Annotated in this window: 24 protein-coding genes and 1 pseudogene; 21 read left to right on the top strand and 4 right to left on the bottom strand. The window is 69.5% G+C overall.

Annotated elements, in window-relative coordinates; genetic code table 11:
- Positions 1-123 precede the first annotated feature (123 nt).
- Positions 124-1,299, top strand: coding sequence for an ADP-forming succinate--CoA ligase subunit beta (gene sucC / locus ACZK5N_RS13360; RefSeq protein ID WP_459019123.1), 1,176 nt, complete (start codon positions 124-126; stop codon positions 1,297-1,299).
- A gap of 7 nt (positions 1,300-1,306) precedes the next feature.
- Entirely contained in the window at positions 1,307-2,203 is an 897-nt protein-coding gene (sucD, locus tag ACZK5N_RS13355) for a succinate--CoA ligase subunit alpha (protein WP_459019124.1), read from the top strand.
- Between the two features lie 16 nt (positions 2,204-2,219).
- On the opposite strand, the gene ACZK5N_RS13350 is transcribed toward sucD, so the two are convergent.
- Positions 2,220-3,791 carry a hypothetical protein gene (locus ACZK5N_RS13350; RefSeq protein ID WP_459019125.1) on the bottom strand — a complete coding sequence of 524 codons (1,572 nt, stop codon included), beginning with the start codon at positions 3,789-3,791 and terminating at the stop codon, positions 2,220-2,222.
- 95 nt (positions 3,792-3,886) lie between these two features.
- Between ACZK5N_RS13350 and ACZK5N_RS13345 the strand changes: the two genes are divergently transcribed.
- The 7 genes from ACZK5N_RS13345 to ACZK5N_RS13315 all read left to right on the top strand — a co-directional run bounded on the left by ACZK5N_RS13345 (position 3,887) and on the right by ACZK5N_RS13315 (position 10,143).
- Positions 3,887-5,113 (top strand): cell division protein PerM, encoded by a 1,227-nt coding sequence (locus ACZK5N_RS13345; RefSeq protein WP_459019126.1) that lies wholly within the window; start codon positions 3,887-3,889, stop codon positions 5,111-5,113.
- A 4-nt stretch (positions 5,114-5,117) separates the two neighbouring features.
- Entirely contained in the window at positions 5,118-5,693 is a 576-nt protein-coding gene (gene purN, locus ACZK5N_RS13340; RefSeq protein WP_459019127.1) for a phosphoribosylglycinamide formyltransferase, read from the top strand.
- Positions 5,672-7,249 carry a bifunctional phosphoribosylaminoimidazolecarboxamide formyltransferase/IMP cyclohydrolase gene (gene purH / locus ACZK5N_RS13335; RefSeq protein ID WP_459019128.1) on the top strand — a complete coding sequence of 526 codons (1,578 nt, stop codon included), beginning with the start codon at positions 5,672-5,674 and terminating at the stop codon, positions 7,247-7,249. The genes purN and purH overlap by 22 nt, the downstream gene beginning before the upstream one ends.
- Positions 7,250-7,265: 16 nt before the next feature.
- Positions 7,266-8,120 carry a bifunctional methylenetetrahydrofolate dehydrogenase/methenyltetrahydrofolate cyclohydrolase gene (locus ACZK5N_RS13330; protein ID WP_459019129.1) on the top strand — a complete coding sequence of 285 codons (855 nt, stop codon included), beginning with the start codon at positions 7,266-7,268 and terminating at the stop codon, positions 8,118-8,120.
- Complete coding sequence (locus tag ACZK5N_RS13325) at positions 8,110-8,400, top strand: DUF3017 domain-containing protein (protein ID WP_459019130.1); 291 nt, start codon at positions 8,110-8,112, stop codon at positions 8,398-8,400. The genes ACZK5N_RS13330 and ACZK5N_RS13325 overlap by 11 nt, the downstream gene beginning before the upstream one ends.
- A 26-nt stretch (positions 8,401-8,426) precedes the next feature.
- Positions 8,427-9,068: a vitamin K epoxide reductase family protein gene (locus tag ACZK5N_RS13320; protein ID WP_459019131.1), complete on the top strand. Its 642-nt coding sequence runs from the start codon at positions 8,427-8,429 to the stop codon at positions 9,066-9,068.
- An 85-nt stretch (positions 9,069-9,153) separates the two neighbouring features.
- On the top strand, positions 9,154-10,143 hold the full coding sequence (locus ACZK5N_RS13315) for a malate dehydrogenase (protein WP_459019132.1): 990 nt from the start codon (positions 9,154-9,156) through the stop codon (positions 10,141-10,143).
- Positions 10,144-10,212: 69 nt separating this feature from the next.
- Here ACZK5N_RS13315 and ACZK5N_RS13310 read toward each other — a convergent pair whose 3' ends face one another.
- Both ACZK5N_RS13310 and ACZK5N_RS13305 read right to left on the bottom strand, forming a co-directional pair.
- Entirely contained in the window at positions 10,213-11,820 is a 1,608-nt protein-coding gene (locus tag ACZK5N_RS13310; RefSeq protein WP_459019133.1) for a monocarboxylic acid transporter, read from the bottom strand.
- On the bottom strand, positions 11,817-12,167 hold the full coding sequence (locus ACZK5N_RS13305) for a DUF485 domain-containing protein (RefSeq protein ID WP_459019134.1): 351 nt from the start codon (positions 12,165-12,167) through the stop codon (positions 11,817-11,819). The genes ACZK5N_RS13310 and ACZK5N_RS13305 overlap by 4 nt, the downstream gene beginning before the upstream one ends.
- 134 nt (positions 12,168-12,301) lie before the next feature.
- On the opposite strand from ACZK5N_RS13305, the gene purU reads away from it, so the two are divergent.
- The 12 genes and pseudogenes from purU to ACZK5N_RS13245 all read left to right on the top strand — a co-directional run bounded on the left by purU (position 12,302) and on the right by ACZK5N_RS13245 (position 24,961).
- A complete protein-coding gene (gene purU / locus ACZK5N_RS13300; RefSeq protein WP_459019135.1) occupies positions 12,302-13,150 on the top strand; it encodes a formyltetrahydrofolate deformylase in 849 nt (282 codons plus the stop codon).
- Positions 13,147-14,537 (top strand): annotated as a pseudogene (locus ACZK5N_RS13295) (CNNM domain-containing protein); the annotation flags it as partial. The gene purU and the pseudogene ACZK5N_RS13295, both read left to right, overlap by 4 nt.
- A complete protein-coding gene (locus ACZK5N_RS13290; RefSeq protein ID WP_459019136.1) occupies positions 14,480-15,697 on the top strand; it encodes a phosphotransferase in 1,218 nt (405 codons plus the stop codon). The pseudogene ACZK5N_RS13295 and the gene ACZK5N_RS13290, both read left to right, overlap by 58 nt.
- Before the next feature lie 113 nt (positions 15,698-15,810).
- Entirely contained in the window at positions 15,811-16,956 is a 1,146-nt protein-coding gene (locus tag ACZK5N_RS13285; RefSeq protein ID WP_459019137.1) for a BMP family lipoprotein, read from the top strand.
- A gap of 129 nt (positions 16,957-17,085) precedes the next feature.
- Positions 17,086-18,639 (top strand): ABC transporter ATP-binding protein, encoded by a 1,554-nt coding sequence (locus ACZK5N_RS13280; protein WP_459019138.1) that lies wholly within the window; start codon positions 17,086-17,088, stop codon positions 18,637-18,639.
- On the top strand, positions 18,636-19,823 hold the full coding sequence (locus ACZK5N_RS13275; RefSeq protein WP_459019139.1) for an ABC transporter permease: 1,188 nt from the start codon (positions 18,636-18,638) through the stop codon (positions 19,821-19,823). The genes ACZK5N_RS13280 and ACZK5N_RS13275 overlap by 4 nt, the downstream gene beginning before the upstream one ends.
- The gene (locus tag ACZK5N_RS13270) at positions 19,820-21,112 is read left to right on the top strand and encodes an ABC transporter permease (protein WP_459019140.1); all 1,293 of its coding nucleotides are present in this window, start codon (positions 19,820-19,822) and stop codon (positions 21,110-21,112) included. The genes ACZK5N_RS13275 and ACZK5N_RS13270 overlap by 4 nt, the downstream gene beginning before the upstream one ends.
- Complete coding sequence (locus ACZK5N_RS13265; protein WP_459019141.1) at positions 21,112-21,519, top strand: cytidine deaminase; 408 nt, start codon at positions 21,112-21,114, stop codon at positions 21,517-21,519. Before ACZK5N_RS13270 ends, ACZK5N_RS13265 begins: the two co-directional genes overlap by 1 nt.
- 97 nt (positions 21,520-21,616) lie before the next feature.
- Entirely contained in the window at positions 21,617-22,687 is a 1,071-nt protein-coding gene (locus ACZK5N_RS13260; protein WP_459019142.1) for an adenosine deaminase, read from the top strand.
- Positions 22,684-23,295, top strand: a complete 612-nt coding sequence (locus tag ACZK5N_RS13255) for a hypothetical protein (protein WP_459019143.1) — start codon at positions 22,684-22,686, stop codon at positions 23,293-23,295. Before ACZK5N_RS13260 ends, ACZK5N_RS13255 begins: the two co-directional genes overlap by 4 nt.
- 68 nt (positions 23,296-23,363) lie before the next feature.
- Entirely contained in the window at positions 23,364-23,798 is a 435-nt protein-coding gene (locus ACZK5N_RS13250; RefSeq protein ID WP_459019144.1) for a DUF2871 domain-containing protein, read from the top strand.
- On the top strand, positions 23,795-24,961 hold the full coding sequence (locus ACZK5N_RS13245) for a sensor histidine kinase (protein WP_459019145.1): 1,167 nt from the start codon (positions 23,795-23,797) through the stop codon (positions 24,959-24,961). Before ACZK5N_RS13250 ends, ACZK5N_RS13245 begins: the two co-directional genes overlap by 4 nt.
- Positions 24,962-25,009: 48 nt before the next feature.
- Here ACZK5N_RS13245 and ACZK5N_RS13240 read toward each other — a convergent pair.
- A partial coding sequence (locus ACZK5N_RS13240) for an ISL3 family transposase (RefSeq protein ID WP_463625116.1) occupies positions 25,010-26,130 on the bottom strand: 1,121 nt, incomplete at its 5' end.

Here is a 26,130-nt window from a genome sequence, read left to right as displayed (position 1 = left end):
GAAACCTTAACAGTTCTCAGGAATCTCTCAAAATCGGGGTCGGAGTGGTCCGCCGGGCACTTCCCCTCCTCTCATCCGCCAGATAGTCTGGCGGCGTTTGAACGACCCAACCGAAGGACCACCGTGGATCTCCTCGAGTATCAAGCGCGCGACCTGTTCGAACGCTACGGCGTGCCCGTCCTGCCGGGGCGCACCGCCACCACCCCCGAGGAGGCCGTGGCCGCCTACGCCGAGCTGGGATCGGACCTCGTGGTGGTCAAGGCGCAGGTGCGGACAGGAGGCCGCGGCAAGGCCGGCGGGGTGAAACTGGCCCGCGGCGCGGACGCCGTAGCCAGGACGGCCGGCGAAATCCTCGGTCTGGACATCAAGGGACACACCGTGGACACCGTGATGCTCAGCCCCGGCGCGGACATCGCCGAGGAGTTCTACTTCTCCATCCTGCTGGACCGAGCCTCCGGCGGGTTCCTCGCGATGTGCAGCATCGAGGGCGGCATGGACATCGAGACGCTGGCGGTGGAGCGTCCCGAGGCCTTGGTGAAGATGGAACTGGACCCCGTCCAGGGGATCTCGTCGGCGGTGGCTCAGCGGATCGTCTCGGAGGCGGGCTTCCTTCCTGAGGACCACGCCCCAGTCTCGGAAGTCCTGATGCTGCTGTGGCGTGTGTTCAAGGAAGCCGACGCCACCCTCGTGGAGATCAATCCACTCGTCAGGACCGGCGACGGGCGCATCATCGCGCTGGACGCCAAGGTCACCCTGGACAGCAATGCGGACTTCCGGCATCCGGAGCGCGCGCAGTACGAGGAGAGCACAGGGGACGTGGATCTCGAGCGGCAGGCGCGCCTGTTGGACCTCAACTACGTCAAGCTCGACGGCAGCGTCGGCGTCATCGGCAACGGTGCCGGCCTCGTGATGAGCAGCCTCGACGTCGTCGCCGCGGCCGGCGAGGAACTGCCAGGCGCCCCGCGCCCCGCGAACTTCCTCGACATCGGAGGCGGTGCATCGGCCACCGTCATGGCCAACGGCCTGCGCATCATCATGAGCGACCCGCAGGTCAAGAGCGTCTTCGTCAACATCTTCGGTGGCATCACGGCGTGCAGCGACGTGGCCAACGGCATCGTGCACGCCCTGGACATGCTGGGCGACGAAGCCCGCCTGCCCATCGTGGTCCGCCTCGACGGAAACTCGGTGGACGTGGGCAAGGCCATCCTCGCCGAGGCGAATCATCCGTTGATCACCGTCAAGAACACCATGGACGAGGCCGCGCGGGCCGCCGCCCGCTTCGCCGCCGAAGGGAACTGAGGGCCTGATGTCGATCTTCATCAACCACTCGTCGCGCGTCCTGGTGCAGGGCATGACCGGCAAGGAGGGGCGCAAGCACACGCAGCGCATGATCATGTCCGGCACCCGCATCGTCGGTGGCGTGACTCCGGGCAAGGCCGGCGAGGCCGTCCTCTTCGAGGAGGATCCGGTACCGGTGTTCGGGTCCATGGTGGAGGCTGTCGCCGCCACGCACGCGGACGTGTCCGTGGTGTTTGTGCCCCCGCAGTACGCCAAGGCGGCCGTCCTGGAGGCCGTCGAGTCCGAGATCGGCCTCTGTGTCGTGATCACCGAGGGCATCCCCGTTCACGATGCCATCGAGTTCCAGGCGGCGGCCAGGGAGTCCGGCACCCGGATCATCGGCCCCAACTGTCCCGGGCTGATCTCGCCCGGACGGTCCAATGTGGGCATCATCCCCGCCCACATCTCCGGTCCGGGGCGGATCGGGCTGGTGTCGAAGTCCGGCACGCTGACCTATCAGATGATGTACGAACTGCGTGACCACGGGTTCTCCACCGCCGTCGGCATCGGCGGGGACCCCGTGGTCGGCACGCGGCACATCGACGTGCTGCAGGCCTTCGAGGAGGATCCGGAGACGGACCTCATCGTCATGATCGGCGAGATCGGCGGGGACGCCGAGGAGCGCGCGGCCGCCTACATCGCTGACCACATCACCAAGCCGGTGGTGGGGTACGTGGCCGGATTCACGGCGCCCCCCGGCAGGACCATGGGTCACGCGGGCGCCATCATCACCGGCTCGTCCGGCACGGCCGCCGCCAAGAAGGAGGCCATGGAGGCCGCTGGAGTGCTGGTGGGGGAGACGCCCTCACTCACCGCAGCGCTGGCGCGCGACGCCATCGCCCGACTGCGGCACAGCCTGGTCTGACGCGTCCGCCCCGCCGTCAGCCCTGGCTGGCGCGCACCGGGATCCGCAGCGCCAACTCCGCCAGCTGGGAATCGGTGAACCGGTAGGTGTCCGTGATGGTCGCGATGCTGTACGCAACTGTGGGTCCTGCGACGCTGACGATGAGCTGATACGGCACCGGCCGGTCCGCAGTCGCCTGGGTGAGCGCGAAGATCCGCGACGACACCGCCAGGCCCGCCTCACCGGTCCCGGTCACGCCGGGGAGTTCGCTCACTGTGGCGGTGTTGACGCGGTCCTTGCAGGAGGCGATCGCGGTGCCGAGCTTGGCCGCGAAGGCGGAGGCGGCGGCGGCGTCGGCGAAGGTGAAGCGCAGCTCATCGAGGCCGAACGTGCCGGGCGCCTGATCGTCCTGGGTCAGTAGGTAGGTAGCCTGACGACGTTCGGTGGGGCCGGGCTCGGTGGCCAGGGTCATGTTCTCGCACCCCATCCCCGCACTGGTCAGATCCGAAGGCGTGGACGCGGTCCAGCGCCCAGCGCCGGCGCGGATGCGCGGCAGGTCCGCCGGGATGAGCCATCCGAGCGGCTCCACGGGCGGGACCACGGCAGGCGTGGTGGTGGGTGCGGCGGCGCAGGTGGCGCCCTCGAGCTCGCACAGGGTGGCCTGGGGGCGGATCAGCGCCTCGGCCAGCAGATTGGCCTCAACGGCGGTGCTGCGGGCCAGGTCCAGGATCTGGACCGTAGCACCCACCCGGGTCAGCAGCACCGTGTGGAACTGGGCCTGCTCGTTCTCGAAGGCGATGGTGATCTGGAACGCCTCGTCGCCCATCCCCTCGACGGTGCTGGCCCGGGCGATGCGCGCGGGGATCTCGCTGCAGCCGGCGAGGGCTCCGGTCCGGTTGGTGAACACCTGCTGCGCCGCGGCCGGCGAGGCATAGGTCTCGATGCGGTGCAACGCGGCCAGTTGGTCCGCGTCGGAGGTGGCGAGCGTGCGTTGAAGGGAGGAAGTGGGGTTCTGTTCCTCGGCCTCCGTGCTGAGGCACGCCACGCGGCCCTCGTGTTCCGCGGCTTCGGTGCTCGTGTGCGTGATGGCCCACGAGGCCGCGGGGGCGACGCCGGTGAGGTCCTCCCCGGTGAGGAGTTCCTCGACCCCCGCCGCGACCGTCGGGCTCGGGCTCGCCGACGCGCTGGCGCTGGGGGAGGGCGAGGCGCTGGCGGGGTCCGTGGGCTGCGCGCCGCGGGTGATGAAGAAGGCCATGAGACCCACCACTAGGGCCCCGACGAGGCCGCCCAGCAGCCATGTCGTGAGCCCTGTGGGGAGCGGGACCGGTGTGGTGGCCACCGCGGGCCCCTCAGCCTCGACCGGGGTCTGCGAGGACAAGGCGGAGCGACGCGGGGCGGGCCCGGGGCTCTCGGCGAACTCGCCGGCCGAGCGCGGGAAGACCGGGGCGGGGATGGGGGTCTCTCCGAGTGCCGCGGCGCGATCCTCTCCGGAGCCGCGTCGCGGCCGGAAGATGTCGTCGCCTGAGGTATCGTCCATGTCCGGCGGGGGGGAGGTGTCCTCGTCGGAGGGTAGGGCCCTCCGGGGCCGGCGCTGCTCGTCTTCTGACATCGGGTCACCTCCCATCGGTGTTCCACTGCGGGTTTCGTGGGGCCACACTACCGCCGCGGGCAAAGGCGGGCGACGAAGTAGAGGGGGACACGCGCATGGCGAAACGGACGCCGACCCACCGCACGGTCGCGATCGACGTCGACGCCACACAGCCGTCGTCACCCAGGCAGTGGCCCTGGCCGTGGTACGTGCCCGCGGTCCTCGGGCCCGTTGCGGTGCTCCTCGCCGGGTGGCTGGTGCTGAGCGCGCTCGCGGTGCTGGGGTGGCTCACCTCCCCCGACGCGCAGATCGCCGGAGCGCTCGATATCTCGACCAAGGTGCTCGTGTTGGCGCACGGGGCGCCGACCGAGATCGGGGGGATGACCGTCTCCCTGGCCCCCCTCGGCCTCACCGCCGCGCTGGTCTTCCTGGCCCTCCCCGTCGCCTCGCTGGCCGCCAGGCAGGCGGCTCAGGCCCAGGCGCTGCCCGATGACACCGGCCGGATCTGGGCCGATACCGAGGCGATCGTCCTCCGCGTGGGGGGCACCTTCGCCGGTGTGTACGCCTCGGCGGTCATCATCCTCGCCGCGTCGGTCGGCGCCGGCTCATTGCGCGCCGTCGTCGGGGGCCTGGTGGTGGGCACGGTGTCCGGGCTCTGGGGAGCGTCGCGCGGCGTGGGCCACGACCCTTCGGTGGACTGGCCGGAGTGGCTGCGGGCCGTCCCGAAAGCGCTGGGCGGCGCGGTGCTGACGGTGCTCGTCGGCGCGTCCGTGGTCCTGGTCGTGGCACTGGTCCGCGGCCGCGACACCATCACCGCGATCGCCGAGGGCCTCGACGCCGGGCCGGTCGGGATCGTGCTGCTTACGGCCCTGCACCTCCTCTACCTGCCCAACCTCGTGGCGATGGCGGCCTCGTGGATGCTGGGTGCGGGCGTGACCGTCGGCGACGGATCCCTCATCAGTCTCTCCACCACCGACGTCGGGCTCCTGCCGGCCATCCCCGCCTTCGGGCTGGTGCCGGTCGGCTCGGAGGGCTCACCCGTCGCGTTCTGGTGGCTCCTGGTGGGCGTGCTCGCGGGGGCCGTGGCCGCGCTGGCGGTGGCCTGGGCGAGGCCTCGCGCGCGTTTCGATCAGACGGCGCTGGTGGGCGGCCTCTCCGGCGTGACGGCGGGCGCGGCGGTGACCGTCGCGGCTGCCCTCGGCTCGGGGGGCCTGGGGGCGGAGAGACTGGTCGAGGTCGGGGCGCGCGTGGGGGAGCTGGCGATCTTCGCGCCCACCATCCTTGGGCTCTCGGGCATGACGACGGGGTTGATCGTCGGGCTGATCCGACGCCCCCTAGGATGAGCGCGTGACCACCCACGTCGTCGTCCTGCTCTCCGGCTCCGGCACGCTGTGCCAGGCGCTTCTGGACGCCGTCGACGCCGGCGCGGTGGATGCGGAGGTGGTCGCGGTGATCTCGGACCAGCCCGACGCCTACGGCCTGGAGCGGGCCCGTCAGCGCGGCATTCCCGCGCTCGCCCATCCTCTCGCCCGGGGCGCGGACAGGGGTGCGTGGGACGCGGAACTGGCTGAGCTCGTCGGCTCCTTCGACCCGGATCTGGTGGCCTCCGCCGGATTCATGAAGCTGCTCGGCCCGGCGTTCCTGTCACGCTTCGGCGGCCGCACCATCAACACCCACCCGGCCCTCCTGCCCAGCTTCCCCGGCATCCACGGGCCGCGCGACGCGCTGCGGGCCGGTGTCAAGGTCTCCGGGGCCACTGTCATCCTCGTCGACGCCGGGGTGGACACCGGTAGGATCCTGCTGCAGCGCGCGGTCGACGTGCTGCCCGGGGACGATGTGGACTCGCTTCACGAACGCATCAAGGTGGTCGAGCGGCGCCTCCTGGTGGAGGCTGTGGCCGCATGGACGAAGGAGAACCAGTGACCGATCAGATCCCGCTGCGCCGAGCGTTGGTCTCCGTGTACGACAAGACCGGGTTGGTGGACCTGGGTCGTCAGCTTCAGACCGCGGGCCTGGAGATCGTGTCCACAGGCTCCACCGCCCGCACACTGGCGGACGCGGGGGTCGCGGTGACGCCCGTGGAACAGGTCACCGGATTCCCGGAGTGCCTCGACGGCCGCGTCAAGACGCTGCATCCCCACGTGCACGCCGGCATTCTCGCCGATCGACGCCTGGAGACTCACCGCAGCCAGCTCGACGAGCTGGGCGTGGCGCCCTTCGACCTCGTGATCACCAACCTGTACCCCTTCGCCGCGACGGTCGCGTCCGGCGCCTCCGAGGACGAGTGCGTCGAGCAGATCGACATCGGCGGCCCCACCATGGTGCGGGCCGCGGCCAAGAACCACCAGAGCGTCGCGGTGATCACCTCCGCCGAGCAGTACCCGATGCTGCGCGCCGCCCTGGCAGCGGGCGGGTTCACCCTCCAGCAGCGCAAGCAGCTGGCGGCGGCCGCGTTCGTGCACACCGCCACCTACGACGTGGCCGTGGCTTCCTGGATGGGCAACGTGCTGACCGACACCTCCGGCGGCTCGGGCTTCCCGTCCTGGGTGGGCGCCACGTGGCACAAGGTCGCGGACCTGCGTTACGGCGAGAACTCCCACCAGAAGGCGGCGGTCTACCGCAACGGGGACGGCACCGACGGGCTCGCGGACGCCACGCAGCTGCACGGCAAGGAGATGAGCTACAACAATTACGTCGACGCCGACGCCGCGCGCCGCGCGGCCTACGACTTCGCAGACCCCGCCGTCGCCATCATCAAGCACGCCAACCCCTGCGGCATCGCGGTGGGTACGGACGTGGCGGAGGCTCACCGCCTGGCCCACGAGTGCGACCCGGTGTCCGCGTTCGGCGGCGTCATCGCCGCTAACCGGCCGGTGAGCGTGCAGATGGCCAGGCAGGTCGCCGAGGTGTTCACCGAGGTCATCGTCGCGCCCGGCTACGAGGAGGGCGCCGTCGACGTGCTCGCCGCGAAGAAGAACCTGCGCATCCTGCTGGCGCAGGACGCCGACAACTCCGGCATGGGGCTGCGCGAGATCGACGGGGGCCTGCTGCTGCAGCAGGCCGACGCCATCGACGCGCCGGGCGACGCGCCCTCGGCCTGGACGCTCGCCGCGGGGAAACCTGCGGACGAGGCGACCCTGGCCGAGCTCGAGTTCGCGTGGCGGGCCGTGCGCTCCGCCAAGTCCAACGCCATCCTGCTGGCCGCCGGAGGTGCCTCCGTCGGCGTCGGCATGGGCCAGGTCAACCGGGTGGACTCCTGTCACCTGGCCGTCAGCCGGGCCGGTGAGCGGGCCGCGGGGTCGGTGGCGGCCTCCGACGCCTTCTTCCCCTTCGCCGACGGGGTGCAGGTGTTGCTGGACGCGGGAGTGAAGGCCATCGTCCAGCCCGGCGGCTCCGTGCGGGACCAGGAGGTCATCGACGCCGTCGCCGCGGCCGGGGTGACGATGTACTTCACCGGCACCCGCCACTTCTTCCACTGACCACCAGGAGGCCCCAGTGACCGCTCAGAGACTCGACGGTAAGGCCACGGCCGCCGCCATCAAGGCCGAGCTGGCGCAGCGCGTCGCCGTGCTGCGGGGCCGCGGCGTGGTGCCCGGGCTGGCCACGGTGCTGGTGGGCGAGGATCCGGCCAGCCAGAGCTACGTGAAGATGAAGCACCGCGACTGCGAGGAGGTGGGCATCGCCTCCATCCGGGTGCAACTCCCGGCCGACGCCACGGCCGCGCAGCTGGAGGAGGCCATCAGCTCGCTCAACGCCGACGAGGCGGTGACGGGGTACATCGTGCAGCTGCCCATCCCGAAGCATCTGGACGAGAACTGGGCGCTCACCCTCATCGACCCGGACAAGGACGCCGACGGTCTGCATCCCATCAACCTCGGCCGCCTGGTGCTCAACGAGCCGGCCACCCTGCCGTGCACCCCCCGGGGCATCGTCGAACTCCTGCGCAGGCACGGCGTGGAGCTCCGCGGCGCGGAGGTGTGTGTCGTGGGTCGCGGCATCACCGTGGGCCGGCCGCTGGGCCTCATCCTCACCAGACGTAGCGAGAACTCGACGGTGACCCTGTGCCACACCGGCACCAGGGACCTCGCCTCCCACACCCGGGCGGCGGACGTGGTGGTGGCCGCCGCCGGCGTGCCGGGCATGATCACCGCCGACATGATCCGCGAGGGCGCGGTCCTCGTGGATGTGGGCGTCAGCCGGGTCGACGGTCGCACCGTGGGGGACCTCGCGCCCGATGTCTGGGAGAAGGCGTCGTGGGTGACGCCCAATCCTGGCGGGGTCGGCCCCATGACGCGGGCGATGCTGCTCAGCAACGTGGTGGACCGGGCGGAAGCGCTGTATGCCGGATAGGCCGGACAAGCCCGCGGACTCCTACCCGAGCAATCCGTGGCCGTTGCTGGTGGTGCTGTCCGCAGTGAGCGCCGGCGTGGCCTACGCGGCCTTCGGGCACTGGCGCAGGGGGGCTCTGATGATCGGCGGCGCGCTCCTGCTCGGCGCCCTGCTGCGCCTGGCGCTGCCGCGCGGGACGGCCGGGCTTCTCGCCGTGCGTCGGCGATGGATCGACGTGACAGTCATGGCCGCCATCGGCATCGGGATCATCGTGGTGGCGTTCGTCGTGCCACCGTCGTAATGAGCGGCCCGGTTACGATGGTGCCCATGCAGGAGACCGCCACCCTCGAGGACGCCATGCCAGACTCCTTCGAGGGTCCCAGTCCACGCTCGCGCACCATCCTCTTCCTGGAGATGCTGGTCTTCGCCACGCTCAGCCTGATCGCCTCGTTCGTGCTGTCCTACGACGCCATCCTCATCGCGAAGAATCCGGAGGTGGTGCTCAGCTGTTCCATCAACGCCATCTTCGACTGCGTGGCGGTGGGCTCCACCCCGCAGGCCAATGTGTTCGGGTTCCCCAACGCGTTCCTCGGTCTCATCGCCGAGCCGGTCGTGATGACCATCGCGGTCGCGTCCCTGGCGGGCACCCGGTTCCCGCGCTGGTTCATGTTCACCGCCAACGTGGTCTATTTCCTGGGCGTCATCTTCGCCTACTGGCTGCTGTTCCAGTCCACCTTCGTCATCGGCGCGCTGTGCCCCTGGTGCATCCTCGTCACCTTGTCCACCACCTTCGTCTTCACCTCCATGACGCACTGGAACATCCTGGAGGGCAACCTGCTCCTCCCACCTTCGGCGCAGGCGAAGGCGTTGGCTTTCGCGAAGGGCGGCTGGCTGGCGATCACCCTCATGGTGTGGCTCGCAGCCGTCGTGTTCATCGAGATCGCGCACTGGGTGTTCCGCATCATCTGAGTCCCGGCCCCCCCGGCGAGGCGGGTCGCTGCACCGGTAGAGTCAATGCCGTCAGTGGATATTGCACGTCACGAGAGGAAACGAAGTGAGCACTGCTGCTCCCGTCAAGATCGCCGTCACCGGCGCCGCAGGCCAGATCTGTTACAGCCTGTTGTTCCGCATCGCCAGCGGGTCGCTGCTTGGCGACACCCCCATCGAGTTGCGCCTGCTCGAGATCACCCCTGCGCTCAAGGCCCTTGAGGGTGTGGTCATGGAGCTCCAGGACTGCGCGTTCGGCAACCTGGTCAACATCGAGATCGGCGACGATCCCAACAAGGTCTTCGAGGGCGTGAACCTGGCGATGCTCGTGGGCGCCATGCCCCGCAAGGCGGGGATGGAGCGCGGTGACCTGCTGTCGGCCAACGGTGCCATCTTCACGGCCCAGGGGAAGGCGCTCAATTCCGCCGCGGCGGACGACGTCAAGGTCCTCGTCACCGGCAACCCGGCCAACACCAACGCGCTCATCGCGCAGCGCAACGCCCCGGACATCCCCGCCGAGCGCTTCAACGCGCTGACCCGGCTGGACCACAACCGGGCCCTGTCGCAGCTGTCGGCCAAGGTTGGCCGTCCAGTCGATGAGATCACGCACATGACCATCTGGGGCAACCACTCCGCTACGCAGTACCCGGACCTGTTCAACGCCAAGGTCGGCGGCCAGAACGCTGCTGAGCTGGTGGGGGACCAGGAGTGGCTGGAGAACACCTTCATCCCCACTGTCGCGAAGCGCGGAGCGGCGATCATCGAGGCCCGCGGCCTGTCGTCGGCCGCCTCGGCAGCCAACGCCACCGTCGAGCACATGCGCGACTGGGTGCTGGGCACCCCGGAGGGTGACTGGGTGTCCATGGCCGTCCCCTCCGATGGGTCCTACGGTGTCCCCGAGGGCCTCATCTCGTCGTTCCCGTGCACGGTCAAGGACGGCAAGTACGAGATCGTCCAGGGCCTCGAGCTGAACGACTTCTCGCGCGGCAGGATCGACGCCTCGGTCGCCGAGTTGGTCGACGAGCGCAACGCGGTCACCGAACTCGGCCTCATCTGAGTTCAGCCCGGACAGCCGCAGAGGCCCGCCCCATCGTCGGGGCGGGCCTCTGGCGCGTGCGGAGGGGGATCAGTGGTCGATCGCGCCCTCGGCGCCGGCGCCGGTCATGGAGCGGACCTCCATCTCCGCGGCCCGGTCCGCCACCTCCGGTCCGTCGGGCTTGACGACCGAGCCCAGCCAGCCGAGGAAGAAGCCCATCGGAACCGACACGATGGCCGGGCTGTCGATCGGGAACCAGGCGAAGTCGGCGTTCGGGAACATCGACGTGGGCAGGCCGGACACCGCGGGCGAGAACACGATCAGCGTCACTGCCGTGATCAGCCCACCGAAGATCGACCAGACCGCGCCGGCGGTGGAGAACCTCCTCCAGTAGAGGGAGAACAGGATCGAGGGAAGGTTGGCCGAGGCTGCCACCGCGAACGCCAGCGCCACCAGGAACGCCACGTTCTGGCCGTTGGCCACGATGCCGCCCACGATGGCCACCAGTCCGATGGTCACCGATGTGATGCGGGCAACCCGCACCTCCTTGGCGGGGTCGGCCTTGCCGTCCTTGAGCACCGAGTTGTAGATGTCGTGGGCGAAGGACGCGGACGCGGTGATGGTGAGCCCCGCCACGACGGCGAGGATGGTCGCGAAGGCCACCCCCGCGATGACGGCCATCAGCACGGTTCCGCCGAGCTCGTACGCGAGCGCCGGGGCGGCCGCGTTCGCCCCCCCGGGCATCTCCGAGATGGCCTTCGGCCCGACGAGCCACGCGGCCCCGTAGCCCAGCACCATGGTGAACAGGTAGAAGGCGCCGATGAGGCCGATGGCCCAGGTCACCGAGCGGCGGGCCTCGCTTGCAGTGGGGACGGTGTAGAAGCGCATCAGGACGTGTGGGAGGCCCGAGGCGCCCAGCACGAGGGCCAGGCCCATCGAGATGAGTGCCAGGGGATCCTTGTAGCGCTGCATGGGCGCGAGCAGATCGACGGTGGACCCGTCAGCCGCGGACGTCGCGATCGCCTCGCCCAGCAGGGTCGACAGGTTGAATCCGGCGAACGCCAGGACCCAGATGGTCATGGCCCCGGCGCCCAGGATGAGCAGCACCGCCTTGATCATCTGCACCCAGGTGGTGCCCTTCATGCCGCCGATCAGCACGTAGCCGACCATGAGGAGGCCGACGATGGCGATGACGATGTTCTGGCCGAGGGGCGAGGCGATGCCCAGCAGCAGCGACACCAGCGCGCCGGCGCCGGCCATCTGCGCGAGCAGGTAGAAGAACGACACGGCCAGGGTCGAGGTGGCAGCGGCCAGGCGCACCGGCTTCTGCCGCATGCGGAAGCTCAGCACGTCGGCCATCGTGTACTTGCCTGTGTTGCGCAGCGGCTCGGCCACCAGAAGGAGGGCCACCAGCCACGCAACCAGGAAGCCGACGGAGTAGAGCAGGCCGTCGTAGCCGTAGAGGGCCACCGCACCGACGATGCCGAGGAACGAGGCGGCGGACAGGTAGTCACCGGCGATGGCGAAGCCGTTCTGCCGGCCGTCGAACTGGGCGCCTCCGGTGTAGAAGTCGCCCGCCTTCTTCTTTCCGCCGCGGGTCACCCGGATCACCACCGCCATGGTGAACACGACGAACGCGGCGAAGATGGCGATGTTGATGATCGGATTGCCGAGTTGTTGGGTCTCCAGGAGTGTCATCGCGCGCTCGCCTCCAGATCTTCACGAAGTGCCTTGGCCAGGGGGTCCACGTTCTTGACCGAGTGCCGAATGTAGAGCCAGGTGATCAGGAAGGTGCTGACGAACTGGCCGAGGCCGAACAGGATGCCGACGGTGAGGTTGCCGGCCACGCTGGTCATCATCAGGTCCTTGGCGAAGATGGAGCCGAGGACATAGGCGAAGTACCACACCAGGAACACTGCGGTCATCGGGAAGGCGAAGGACCGGAATGTCCGCTTCAGGTGGGCGAACTCCGGCGAGCGCTGGACTCGGTGGAAGTCCTCGGCCGGGATCTCACCGGCTGGGACGTCGGGTGTGCTGTCATGCATGGATGGGCGTCTCCTCTGGTCTGTGCGTCGTTGCATCAGGTTGAGCCACGCGTCGTTGCGCGATCGCAGAGTAACGAGTCAACGGTTCAGGTGCGTCATCGCCCAAAATCACAGCCCGATGGTGACCCGCTAGCATGGCGCCCATGCACCAGCTCGTCGTCACGCTCGACTGCCCAGACCGGCCCGGCATCGTGCACGCGATCACGGGCGGCATCGTCGCGGCTCACGGCAACATCACGGAGCTGCAGCAGTTCTCCTCACCGGACACGGGCCACTTCTTCACCCGGATCGAGGTGCACGGCGCGGACCCGGAGGCGCTCACCGCCGCCGTCTCGTCCGCGGCCGCGGATCTGGGCGCGCGGTTCCGCGTCGACGACGCCGCCAGGCCCGTGCGAACCCTGATCCTGGCGTCCAAGGCGGGGCACGTGGTCAACGACCTGTTGTTCCGGTGGCGCGCGGGGGACCTCCCCATCGAGGTGGTGGGGATCATGGCCAACCACGACGTCCTGGCGCCCATGGCCGAGTTCTTCGGCGTCCCGTTCACGCACAGGGCCGTCACCGCGGAGACGAAACCGCAGTTCGAGCAGGAGGTGCGCCGCCTCGTCGAGGAGGAAGGCGTCGAGCTGGTCGTCCTGGCGCGCTACATGCAGATCCTGAGCCCGGAGCTGTGCACATTCCTTGCGGGCCGGGCGGTCAACATCCACCACTCGTTCCTGCCGGGCTTCAAGGGCGCCAACCCGTACCGGCAGGCGCACACCCGCGGGGTGAAGCTGATCGGTGCCACCGCCCACTTCGTCACCGGAGACCTCGACGAGGGACCCATCATCGAGCAGAACGTGGTGCGCGTGGACCACACCATGGATGTGGCCAAGCTGGTGCGCAAGGGCCAGGCCCAGGAGTCGCAGACCCTGGCCGAGGCGGTGCGGCTCGTCGCCGAGCACCGCGTCCTGGCCGACGGTGACCGCACCGTCATCTTCCGCTGACCGAGGAGCCCAGCCGCGTGCTGACCGACATATCCCTGATCGCCCTCTTCATCATCATCGGGGGCACGTTCGCGGCGGCCGAGATGGCCCTGATCACCCTGCGCGAGAGCCAGGTCAGGCAGTTGGCCGGCAAGGGAAAGCGCGGCCGCGCCATCGAGCGGCTGACGGGCAACCCCAACCGGTTCCTCTCGGCGGTCCAGATCGGTGTCACACTGTCGGGCTTCCTGTCGGCCGCGTTCGGTGGCGCGACCATCGCAGACGCCCTCGCCGTGACCTTCGTCCGGTGGGGTGTGGCCGGGTCGGTGGCCGGCACCCTGTCGCTGGTCCTGGTGACAGTGGTGATCTCCTACTTCTCCATCGTGGTGGGCGAGTTGACCGCCAAACGGCTCGCGATGCAGCGCGCCGAGACGTTCGCCCTCGCCCTGGCGCCCTTGGTGTCCGGGATCGCCACGCTGACCCGCCCCATCATCTGGTTCCTCGGCCTCTCCACCAACGCCCTCGTGCGCATACTGGGTGGCGACCCCAAGCTGTCGCGCGATGCTGTCACCGACGAGGAGATCCGCGCCATGGTGGTGAGCTCGGCCACGCTCGGCAAGGAGGAGCGCCGCATCGTGGACGAGGTCTTCGACGCGGGCGAGCGCTCGTTGCGGGAGGTGATGGTGCCCCGTACCGAGGTGGACTTCCTTCCGGGAGACATGCCCATCGCGCTGGCCTACCGGGAGGTCCGCGGGGCCCCCCACTCCCGCTACCCCGTCACGGACGGCTCACCGGACCGCATCGTCGGGTTCATCCACGTGCGTGACCTCATGGACATCGAGGACACCGCCCGCGACAGCGACGTCGCCACCATCGCCCGCGAGGTTCTGTTCCTCCCGGACACCGTCAAGATCCTCCGCGCGCTCACCGCCATGCGCAGCGCCAGGTCGCACCTGGCCATCGTGCGCGACGAGTACGGCGGCACCGCCGGCATCGTGACGCTCGAGGACCTCATGGAGGAGCTGATCGGGGACATCACGGACGAATACGACGTCCCCGCCGACCCCTCCCTGCGCCAGATCGACGAGATGGACGGTCTCACCACCATCGAGGAGTTCGCGGAGCTCACGGGGTTCGTGATCCCCGAGGGCCCCTACGACACCGTGGCGGGCTTCTTCATGGCGACCCTCGGGGAGCTGCCCAAGCTGGGAGACACCGCCTCGTTCGTCCTGCCTCCGGATCACGGCCACGACGGGCCTCCGGGCAGTTTCGTCCTCGAAGCCACCCAGATGGACGGCCGCCGGGCCGCCTGGTTCGCCCTCAGGCGCGATCCGCTCCCGGACCAGGGGACCGATGCCTGACGACGGGCTGCGGCTCCTCACCGGCCCCCGCGTCGAACCCCTTCTCCGCGCCGCCGTCGAGCATCAGGGCGGCGAACTGCTCACCTGGACCCTCGAGCACGTCGACGCGGCCCCCGAGCACTCCACGACGGCCACGTACCTGGCCACCGTCCGGTGGCCCCACGGGGACCGGACCGAACTCCTCGGGGTCAGCGCCCGCACCGGAGACCTCCTGCCCTCAGACGCCCGGGCCGAGATCTTCGACGACGGACACCGCCGCGTCGCGGTGTGGGTGTATCCGCAGGACCCCGACCTCCTGGGACTTCCGCGCGCAGCCTTCCCCGACAGCATGGCCGAGACCCTCAACGACGGCGGCGTGCTCGCTGGGCCTGTGCGCCCCGATCAGCTCACCCTCACCATGGTGGGCTACCGGCCCCGCCGTCGCGCTGTGGTCAAGGTGGTGGTCTCCGATCCCCGGGAGGTGTTCTACGTCAAGGTGCTGCGGGAGCGGGTCTTCGCCGACATCCACGCCAAGCACGTGATGCTGCGCCGCGCCGGCGTACCCGCGCCGGAGGTGGCGCTGGCCACCGCGGACCACCTCCTCGTCCTCCGTGAACTCCCGGGCACCGCCCTCGCGCGGGCCCTGTTCGAGCCCGGCGATCCATGCACGCCGGAGGAACTCGTCGCGCTCCTGGATGCCATGCCCGCCTCCGTGGCCACGCTGGAGCGCCGTCCCCCCTGGGCGGAGGCCGTGGCGCACTACTCCGCCATGGTGACGGCCACCCTGCCAGAGCTCGAGGAGGAACTCAGCGGGCTGACGTCTCGGATCGCGAGTGGACTCGCAGCGTTCCCGCTCGGCGACGAGCCCACGCACGGCGACTTCCATGAGGGTCAGTTGCGGGTGGCCGACGGCCGCGTCGTGGGCATCCTCGACGTCGACACCATCGGGCCCGGCCGCCGCGCAGACGACCTGGCGTGCCTCATCGGCCACCTGTCCACCATCCAGCGCATGACGGCGCCGCAGGAGGCCAAGGTGCGCGACCTGCTGGCGCGGTGGGTGCCGGTCTTCGATCGACGGGTGGACCCCGTCGAGTTGAGGCTCCGCGCGGCGGCGGTGGTCATCTCCCTGGCCACAGGGCCGTACCGGAGCCAGGAGGTGGACTGGCGGCAGCAGACGGTGGCCATGGTGCGCTCCGCAGGGGCGCTGGTGCGTCAGGTCGCACCGGACTGACCCTTCCCCATTGTTGCGTCTTTATAACGATCAAGTTATTGGTTCGTGGCAGCCCATACGCGGGCTGTAGGGTCGATTTCTGCCTACCCATCATCCGTCAAGGAGGATCCTTCGTGAAGAAGCCCCTGTTGAGCCTCGTGGCGCTGTCCGCGGCGTCGGCTCTCGCTCTGGCCGGCTGCGCCCAGCCGCCGAGCGCCACCACCCAGACCGCTGAGGCCACCGACACCGCTTCGGCATCGGCCAGCGCTTCGGAGTCCGCGGCCTCCTCGGCCCCGGCCGAGAACGCCGATTTCACCGCGTGCATGGTCTCCGACGCGGGTGGTTTCGATGACAAGTCCTTCAACGAGACCGCGTACAACGGCATGATGCGCGCCAAGGATGAGCTCGGCATCCAGACCAAGCAGATCGAGTCGAACGCCGAGGCCGAGTACGCCGGCAACGTGCAGTCGATGATCGACGCCAACTGCAACGTCATCGTCACCGTGGGCTTCGCGCTCGCCAACGCCACCGAGGCCGCGGCCAAGCAGAATCCCGATGTGGACTTCGCCATCGTGGACAACTCGTCCTTCGAGGGCGTGGACAACGCCAAGGGCCTCATCTTCAACACCGCCCAGCCCGCCTTCATGGCCGGCTACCTCGCAGCCGGCATGACCGAGACCGGCACCGTCGGCACCTTCGGTGGCGCCAAGTACCCCACCGTGAGCATCTTCATGGACGGCTTCGCGCAGGGGATCTCCTACTACAACGAGCAGAAGGGCGGAGACGTCACGCTGATCGGCTGGGACGAGGCCAAGCAGGACGGCCAGTTCGTCGGCGGCAACAACCCGTTCGGTGACATCCCGGGCGGCAAGAACACCGCCAGCACCCTGATCGCACAGGGCGCCGACATCATCCTGCCCGTCGCCGGCCCGGCCGGCCTCGGCGCGCTGCAGGCCGCCAAGGAGTCCGCTGGCAAGGTCAACGCCATCTGGGTGGACACCGACGGCTACGAGTCCGCCGCCGAGTTCGGCCCGCAGATCATGACCTCCGTCGAGAAGGGCATGGACGTGGCGGTTTTCGAGGCCATCAAGGCATCCATGGAGGGCACCTTCTCCTCGGATCCCTACGTGGGCACCCTCGAGAACGACGGCGTCTCGCTGGCCCCGTTCCACGACTTCGAGTCCAAGATCTCGGACGAGTTGAAGGCGGAGCTCGAGGCCATCAAGGCCGACATCATCAGCGGCGCGATCACCATCACCTCGCCGAGCCAGCCCAAGTGATTCTGGGCGGCTAGCCGAGCGGTACTGCGGGAGGGGCGCTTCGGCGCCCCTCCCGTCGGTTTCGCAGGTGTCCACACCCCACCCGCTACGCTTTCTGTCACGCCGATGGAGGCGAAGGAGGAGCAGTCAGTGACGACTACCACGCAGCAGGCCCCGGTGCTGTCCCTGCACGGGATCACCAAGCGGTTCGGCTCACTCACCGCCAACGACGCCATCAGCATCGATGCGGTACCGGGACGGATCCACTGCCTGCTGGGCGAGAACGGCGCAGGCAAGTCCACGCTGATGAACATCCTGTTCGGGCTGCTCCAACCCGACGAGGGTGAGATCCGGCTCGGCGACACCCAGCTCAGACTGACCAATCCCAAGCAGGCCATGGCCGCGGGCATCGGCATGGTCCACCAGCACTTCATGCTCATCCCCGTGTTCAGCGTCGCTGAGAACATGGTGCTCGGGCACGAGCCGGGCCGGGCCGGCCTGTTGGACATCGCGGCGGCTCGCGACCTCGTCCGCGAGCTCAGCACCCGCTACAACCTCGACGTCGACCCCGACGCGCTCGTGGAGGACCTCCCCGTCGGCATCCAACAGCGGGTTGAGATCCTCAAGGCGCTCGCCAACGACGCCGCCTATCTCATCTTCGACGAGCCCACCGCTGTCCTCACCCCCCAGGAGATCACCGAGCTGATGGCCGTCATGCGCACCTTGCGCGACGAGGGCCGCGCCATCATCTTCATCACCCACAAGCTGCGCGAAGTCCTCGAGGTGGCAGACGACATCACGGTGATCCGCCGCGGCAGGGTGGTGGGTCGGGCAGAGCCCGGCACTTCCGAGGCCGAGTTGGCCTCGATGATGGTGGGCCGGGCCGTCGATCTCACCGTGCACAAGAAGGCGGCGGAGCCCGGGGCCGAGCGCCTGATCATCGAGGACCTGACCGTGGCCAGCCCGTCGGGGGCGGTCGCCGTCGACGGCCTGTCCCTCACGGTGCGGGGCGGGGAGATCGTGTGCATCGCCGGGGTCCAGGGCAACGGGCAGACCGAGCTCGTGGAGACCCTCCTGGGCACGATGAGGCCGCTCTCCGGGCGCGTCACGCTCGACGGCGTGGACATCACGCACAGCAAACCCGCGGACACCATCAAGGCGGGCCTCGGCTATGTGCCGGAGGACCGGCACCGTCACGGGTTCGTCGGCGAGTTCTCCATCGCGCAGAACCTGGTCCTCAACAACCTCGACGCCCACTCGAAATTCGGCGCACTGGACCTCAAGAAGATCACGGCGAACGCGCACGCCCGGATCAAGGAGTTCGACATCCGGGGAGGCGGCGGCCACGAGCAGGAGGTCAGGTCCCTCTCCGGCGGAAACCAGCAGAAGGTGGTCCTGGCGCGCGAACTGTCGCGGCCCCTGACGCTGCTGATCGCCAGCCAGCCCACGCGCGGCGTCGACGTCGGTGCCATCGAGTTCCTGCACAGCCGGATCGTCGAGGAGCGGGATCGGGGGACAGCGGTGCTGATCGTCTCCACAGAGTTGGACGAGGTCGAATCCCTGGCGGACCGGATCGCCGTGATGTACCGCGGCCGGATCGTCGGCGTCGTCACGCCGGACACCCCCCGTGACGTGCTGGGACTCATGATGGCCGGCATCCCGCACGACGAAGCCGTCGCCACCATCGAGGGAGCCCGAGCATGACCGAAGTCCAGCCCGCCAGGAGGCGTCCCGAGTGGGTGTCGACGCTGATGATCACCCTGGCCTCGCTGGTCCTGGCCTTCCTGGTCAGCTCCGTCGTGATGGTGTTCACGGACGTCGAGATCGCCGCGACATGGGCTTACTTCTTCGCCTCGCCGGGAGACGCGCTGTCGGCCAGCTGGGACAAGGTGGCCTCCACGCTGCACGCCATGTGGATCGGTTCCATGGGCTCCTGGGTGGCCATCACCAACACCACGGCCGAAGCCGCCCCCCTGATCTGCGCAGGCCTCGGCGTCGCCGTCGCGTTCCGCGCCGGCCTGTTCAACATCGGGGCCCAGGGGCAGGCCATGGTCGCGGCCCTCACCGGAGCCTTCGTCGGATTCACGGTCAAGGGTCTACCCCTGGCGATCCACCTTCCCTTCGTCATCGTCGTCGGCCTGTTGGCGGGCGCGGTGTGGGGAGGGATCGTCGGCCTTCTGAAGGCGCGCACCGGCGCCCACGAGGTGATCGTGACCATCATGATGAACTACGTCGCGGTGAACCTGCTGGCGTTCTTCATGCTGCAGAAGGCCTTCCAGGCGCCCGGGCGGGCGGATCCCATCTCCCCGGTACTCGCATGGACGGCCACCATGCCCCGGATCGACGGCACCCGCCTCCACGTGGGCTTCCTCCTGGCACTGATCGCCGCCATTGCGGTCTGGTGGCTGCTGGAGCGGACGAAGTTCGGCATCCACCTCAAGGCGGTCGGGCTCAATCCCCATGCCGCGGCCACCGCCGGCGCCAGCGTCTCCACCGTGACCGTCCTGACCATGGGCCTGGCCGGCGGGCTCGCGGGCCTCGCGGGCGTTCTGGTGGTCACGGCGCCTGAGCTCCTCACCGGCTTCCCGCCCCAGATGACGGGCACCATCATCGGCACCCTCGGGTTCGACGCCATCACCGTCGCGCTGCTCGGCCGGTCCCGCCCACTCGGCGTGGTGCTCGCCGGCCTGCTGTTCGGCGCCCTGAAGGCGTCGCGGCGCACCATGGTGACGATGGCGGACACCCCCGACAGGCTCACCGACCTCATCCAGGCGTTGATCGTCCTGTTCGTGGCCGCCCCCGCGTTCGTCGTGTGGCTCCTGCCGTTCCTCAGGGAGCGCAAGGTCAAGCACGAATCCGTCCCGACCGTAAAGGTGGCTCACCCGTGAGCGTCGACATCATTCCCACGACGGTGGAGAGGGTCATCGTCGAGTCCCCTGAGAAGCGCGCCCAGCGGATCTCCACCGGCGTGCTCATCACGGTCGTCGGCGTCCTCCTGCTGTGGATGGCGCTCACGGTGGACAAGTCCGGCCGGATCGCCCTCTCGGACGCCTTCGCAGACGTCAAGCTGCCAACCCTCGAGTTGCCGGGCACCGCGACGGTCCTGTTGTGCGCTCTGCTCGTGCTCGGCGCAGGCATCGGCTTCATCTCCGGGCGGCTCAGCCACAGGATCCGCACGGTGGCCGGAGCGCTGGCCGGTGCGGGTGTCCTGGTGGGGTTCATCGTGTGGGCCGCGGCCAGCTCGACCCTGCCGTTCACGCTCACCAGCCAGCTGAACCTGACGCTGGAGTACGCAACGCCGCTGCTCTTCGGTGTGCTGAGCGGGGTGCTCGCCGAGCGCGCGGGCGTCGTCAACATCGCGATCGAGGGAATGTTCCTCACGGCCGCGTTCTCGGCCTCGCTGACGTTCTCGATCACGCAGTCGTTCGTGGCGGCGCTCTTCGCCGCGGCACTCGCCGGCACGCTGATGGCCGGCGTGTTGGCGCTCTTCACCCTCCGATATCTCGTGGACCACGTCATCATCGGCGTGGTGATCAACCTGCTGGCCGCCGGCCTTACCGGATTCATCTACCAGCAGCTCGTCGTCAAGGACATGGCCGCCTTCAGCACAGTGCAGCCCATGCAGATGCTGCGCATCCCAGGCCTCGAATCCATCCCGTTCCTCGGCCCCATCCTGTTCACCCAGAAGCCCTTGACCTACCTCGGTCTGCTGGCCGTGCCCGTGGTGTGGTTCCTGCTGTTCCGCACCATCTGGGGGCTTCGTGTGCGCTCCGTGGGCGAGCATCCGCACGCGGCGGACACCGTCGGCATCAATGTCTTGTGGACCAAGACCTCCGCGGTGCTGCTCGGCGGCCTGTTCGCGGGTCTCGGCGGCGCCTACTTCACGATCGGGTCCGTGGGCGCCTTCCAGGACAACAACCCCACCGCGGGCAACGGCTTCATCGCGCTGGCCGCGGTCATCATGGGGCGATGGAATCCCGTGCTCGCCGCCTTGATGGCGCTGTTCTTCGGCTTCGCCAGAGCGCTCGCGCAGACGACGAAGCTGATGCAGCTGCCCATCCCGAGCGACTTCATCGAAATGCTGCCGTACCTGGCCACCATCATCGCGGTGGCGGGGCTGGTGGGTCGCGTCCGGGCCCCGGCGGCAGACGGTGCGCACTTCGTGAAGACCCACTGATGCCGGTGGACTGGGAGGCGCTGCGCGCCGTGGCCATCGACGTCGCGGGCAGGGCGTACGCGCCGTACTCGCGCTATCGCGTCGGCGCGGCCGCTCTGGTGGACGACGGTCGCGTGGTCAGCGGCTGCAACGTCGAGAACGCGGCCTACGGCGTGACGCTCTGCGCGGAATGCGGCCTGATCTCGGACCTGGTTGCCGGCGGGGGAGGTCGCCTGCTGGCGTTCACCTGCGTCAACGGCGTCGGGGACGTGATCACACCGTGCGGCCGCTGCAGGCAGTTGTTGTACGAGCACGGCGGTCGCGGCCTGGTGATGGAGACGCCCGCTGGCGTCCTCACACTGGCCGACATGCTGCCCCAGGCCTTCGGCCCGGAGGATCTCGACGCCGTCGCGTCGCCGCCATCCTGACTCGACGCTCCGCGTCGCCGTCGCCTCCCTGGCTTGTCGCCGTCGCCCTACGTGAGCGCATGACAAGGGGTCTGTGGGACCGGGTAGCGTGTGCGCCATGCTCGCCATCGACCAACTGCGCCCGCTGCCCAAGGTGGCGCTCCACGATCACCTCGACGGTGGGCTCCGTCCCGAGACCGTGATCGAGCACTGCGCGGCCAATGGACACGAGCTTCCCGCTGCGGAGCCCGACACGCTGCGTCAGTGGTTCTTCGACGCCGCTGATTCCGGGTCACTGGTGCGCTACCTCGAGACCTTCGAGCACACCGTGGCCGCGATGCAGACACCCGAGCAGCTGTCCAGGGTGGCGCACGAATTCGTCGTCGACCAGGCTGCGGACGGAGTGGTCTACGCCGAGGCGCGCTACGCACCGCGGCAGCACCAGCAGCAGGGGCTGTCCCTGGAGGACGTCGTCGAGGCGGTCAGGGATGGGCTTGCCTCAGGGATGGCGGTGGCCTCGGGCGCCGGTCGGCCCATCGTGGCGCGTCAGATGCTCACGTCCATGCGACACACCGAACCCTCCACCGACGTCGCGGACGTGGCGCTGGCCTACCGCGACGACTCGGTCTGCGGCTTCGACATCGCCGGCGCCGAGGACGGCTTCCCACCGTCGAGGTTCGCAGAGGCGTTCCGTCACCTCAAGCAGCACAACATGTTCTTCACCATCCACGCCGGTGAGGCGTACGGGCTCCCGTCCATCTGGGAGGCCGTCCAGGTCTGTGGCGCGGCGCGGCTGGGGCACGGCGTGCGCATCGTGGAGGACATCGAGGTGACCGACGACGGCGCCCGCCTCGGCCGGCTCGCAGCCTATGTGCGCGACGCCCGGATCGCCCTGGAGGTGTCGCCGTCGTCGAACCTGCAGACCGGCATCGCGACGACGCTCGCCCAGCACCCCGTCGACCTCCTGCACCGCCTCGACTTCAATCTCACCGTCAACTGCGACAACCGGCTCATGAGCGCCACCACGATGTCGCGGGAGTTCGCGTTGCTCAGCGACACCTTCGGCTGGACCTTGCACGACGTCGAACGCGTCACCGTCAACGCCATGCGCGCCGCGTTCCTTCCGCACGATGAGCGGGAGCGGATCGTGACCGAGGTCATCGCCCCGGCCTACGCCGCTGCCCGGTGATCGTCGAGGTGCCGGCAGGCGCGGCCCGGGTGAGCCTGCGCCGCGTGAGCGAGGGGGCGGTGGGCGACGTCGTGGGGCACCTTCTTGCCGCCAACGACCAGTGGCTGGTGCTCCTGCCGGAGGACCGTCCCGCGGTGTGGGTTTCGCGGGCGGAAGCAGAGTCGATCCGCACCGTGCCCGAGCGCACGGTGCTGCCGGTGTCGCGTCCCGACGATGTGGAGCGCGCACTCCAGCGAATGCGCCCCGCCGCCAGGCGTGCCCGTCTGGGCGGGTGGTGGCTCACCGACGCGGTGACGCTCGCGATCGGTGACCCGGGTATGCCACTCGATGAGGCCCTGGCGGCCGTGGAGGGCTGGTCGGGCGCGCCTGCCCGCGTCCGCTGTGTCGCGGACGGCCCCGTCGCCGCCTTCGCGGAGATGGACCTGCGGGTGCGCCACACGACCGTCGTCCTCACCGCCGACGCGGACCCTGCCGGGAGGCCCGGCGCGGTGCCGCTGACCCGTGGTTGGGCGCTGGACATCGACTCCACCGACGTGGAGGCGCTCGCCGCCGCCGTCGCGGCGGGATTCACGCAGAGGTACCGGACCGTCACGATGACCCGGCCCTGACCCGGATCCATCGGACGGTGGATGCCCCGCGCGCGACGACCACCGCACCCTCCAGGCAGGATCGAACCATGCTGAATCGACTCTTCACCTCGGCCGCCGCCTGGACGGCCCTCGGAATGGGCTCCGGCCTCTACTGGCGCGAGATGACCAGGTTCACGGACTTCACCGGAGACACCCAGCTGTCCACCGCCCACACGCACGCTCTCGCGTTGGGCACGCTCATGCTGCTCGTCATCCTCGCGCTGGCCAGGGCGTTCTCTCTCCCGGAGAAGCCCACGATGCTGGCGACGCTCCTCTGGAACGTCGGACTGGGGCTCACCTTCGGGGCCATGGTCGTCAAGGGGACCCTGCAGGTGCTGGAGATCCCGATCGCCACCTCGCCGATGTGGGCCGGCATCGGCGGCCTCGGCCACATGGTCATCACGGGCACCTTCGTCTACCTGTTCGTCATCCTGCGCCGAGCCCTCGTCGCCGCACCCGTCCCCGCTACCGTGGGGGCGTGACGACGAGCGAACACCCGCCGACGTGGTCGGCCTCCTGGTGGCTCCGGCTGGGCCAGGCCGTGCTCTTCGCCGGACTCCTCGCCGTGGCCACCGTCCTCGCGCTGGCTGACGGAGCCTCATGGCCGCTCCTGGTCGTCGACGCGGCGGTGCTGGTGGTCTTCGTCGTCGGGCTCGCCCTTCATCCGAGTCTCGGGCCAACCGGCCGCGCGGTCTGGGTGGGTCTTCTCTTCCTCGGCACGGTGTGGCTGATGTGGCTGTCGCCGGACTTCCTCTGGGTGGTCTTCCCACTCTGGATGCTCGCCGGTGCCGTCCTGCCCATCCTCGCGGCGCTGCTCCTCACGGCCGTGACGCTCGCGGTGATCATCACCGTGCTCAGCATGGGCGGCGCCCAGACCGTGGGCGCCGTCCGCGGCCCGATGGTGGGAGCGCTGGTGGCGCTCGGGCTGGCGCGTGGCACGCTCCTCTTCGAGCACGAGGCCTCGGAGCATCGGCGGCTGCTGGCCGAGGTCCTGCGTGCGGAGGACGAGACCGCCCGCGTGCAGCGAGAAGCCGGCGTGCTCGCGGAGCGGCAGCGCCTCGCCCACGACATCCACGACACCCTGGCGCAGGGCTTCTCCTCCATCATCCTGCTGGCACGCGCCGCCCAACGGGAGGCCCACCCGGCGTCGGCGGCGCGGCTCCTCGAGCAGATCGAGAGCACGGCCGCCGACAATCTCGCCGAGTCCCGTCGCGTCGTGTTGGCGCTGGCCCCGGACGAGCCCGGGGCCGGAGGGCTGGCCGCCCCGCTCAACCGGCTGACGGCCGAGGTGGCCGAGGCGCTGGGTGCGGACTGGGCGGTCACCGTCGATCCGGATCTTCCGCGCCTCGCCACTCCCGTCGAGGTGGCGCTCCTGCGCGGGGCCCAGGGGGCGTTGGCGAACGTGCGGACGCACTCCCGCGCCGGACGGATCGGCGTGGAACTGGCCCGGGCCGGTGACGAGGTGCACCTGGACATCGTCGATGACGGTGTGGGTTTCGATCCCGCGCTCCCGGTCGTCGCGGGACCGGACGGCGGTTACGGCCTGCGTGCCCTCCGGGAGCGCTTCACGCGGCTCGGCGGCGGCGTCGACGTCGAGAGCGAGCCCGGTGGGGGTACCGCCGTGTCCCTGAGGCTTCCGCTGTGATCCGGATCCTGATCGTCGACGACCACCCCGTGGTGCGTTCCGGGCTCATCACAATCCAGGGTGTAGTCGGGGTCTGAATCCGCCGGTCTCGAGCAGTGATCTGGCGATGTAGTTGGTGAGGTTCCGGAAGCCGAGTGCTGATCCGCGGAGATGTTCCAGGCGGCCGTTGAGGGCCTCGGTGGGACCGTTCGAGGTGCCGGGCCGGTCGAAATAGGCCAGCACGTCGTCGGCTCGCTTCTTCAGCGTTCGGCCGAGTGTGATCACCTCGCTCAACGCGGCGGGGACGCCCTGGCTGACCGAGGCGATCAGGCTGGTCATCAGGGCCCGGCCTCTGGTCCGATCGGGTTCGCGGTAGGCGGCGATCATGCGTTGGTAGATGCCCCAGGTGGCTTCGACCTCGACATGGTCATCGCCGGCGAACAGGGCGGTGAGCCGGTCCTTCTGTCGGTCGGTGAGGAGGTCGGTGCCGGTGTGGAGGGTGCGGCGCGCCGAGTAGAGCGGGTCGCTGGTGCGGCCTCGGTGTCCGTGGATGGCTTGTTGGACGCGTCGGCGGCATCGGTCGAGGGCGTCGCCGGCGAGGCGGACCACGTGGAAGGGATCCATGACGGCGGTCGCGTCGGGCAGCTCTTCGGCGGTGGCGGTCTTGAACCCGGTGAACCCGTCCATCGCGACGACCTCAACTCTGTCGCGCCATGCCTGGTCGCGTTCGGACAGCCACTGCTTGAACGCCTGCTTGGAGCGCCCTTCGACCATGTCGAGCAGCCTGGCAGGCCCTGTCCGGGTGCGGATGCCGGTCAGGTCGATGATGACGGTGACGTACTTGTCACCGCGGCGGGTGTGGCGCCACACGTGCTCGTCCACGCCGATGGCCGTCACCCCGTCGAACCTGGTCGGGTCGTCGATCAGGACCCGCTTGCCTTCGGCCAGGACCGCCGTGTTGGCGGTGTTCCACGACACCCCCAGCCCTTCGGCGACCCGGGCGACGGTGAGGTGCTGCACGACCAGACCCTCCAACGCCCACCGCAGCCCGCGGCGTGACAGCTTCGCCCGCGGCTCCGCGGCGAGGCTGGTGTCTTGCCGCCACACATGCCCGCAGCCGGTGCAGCGGTAGCGACGGATCGTGACCAGCAACGTGGTCGGCCGCCAGCCGAACGGCTCGTGCGCCAACG

The sequence above is a fragment of the Tessaracoccus pujii genome, assembly GCF_055326215.1.
Note: the sequence above shows the minus strand (reverse complement) of the source record. Positions and strands in the feature narration are given on the sequence as shown.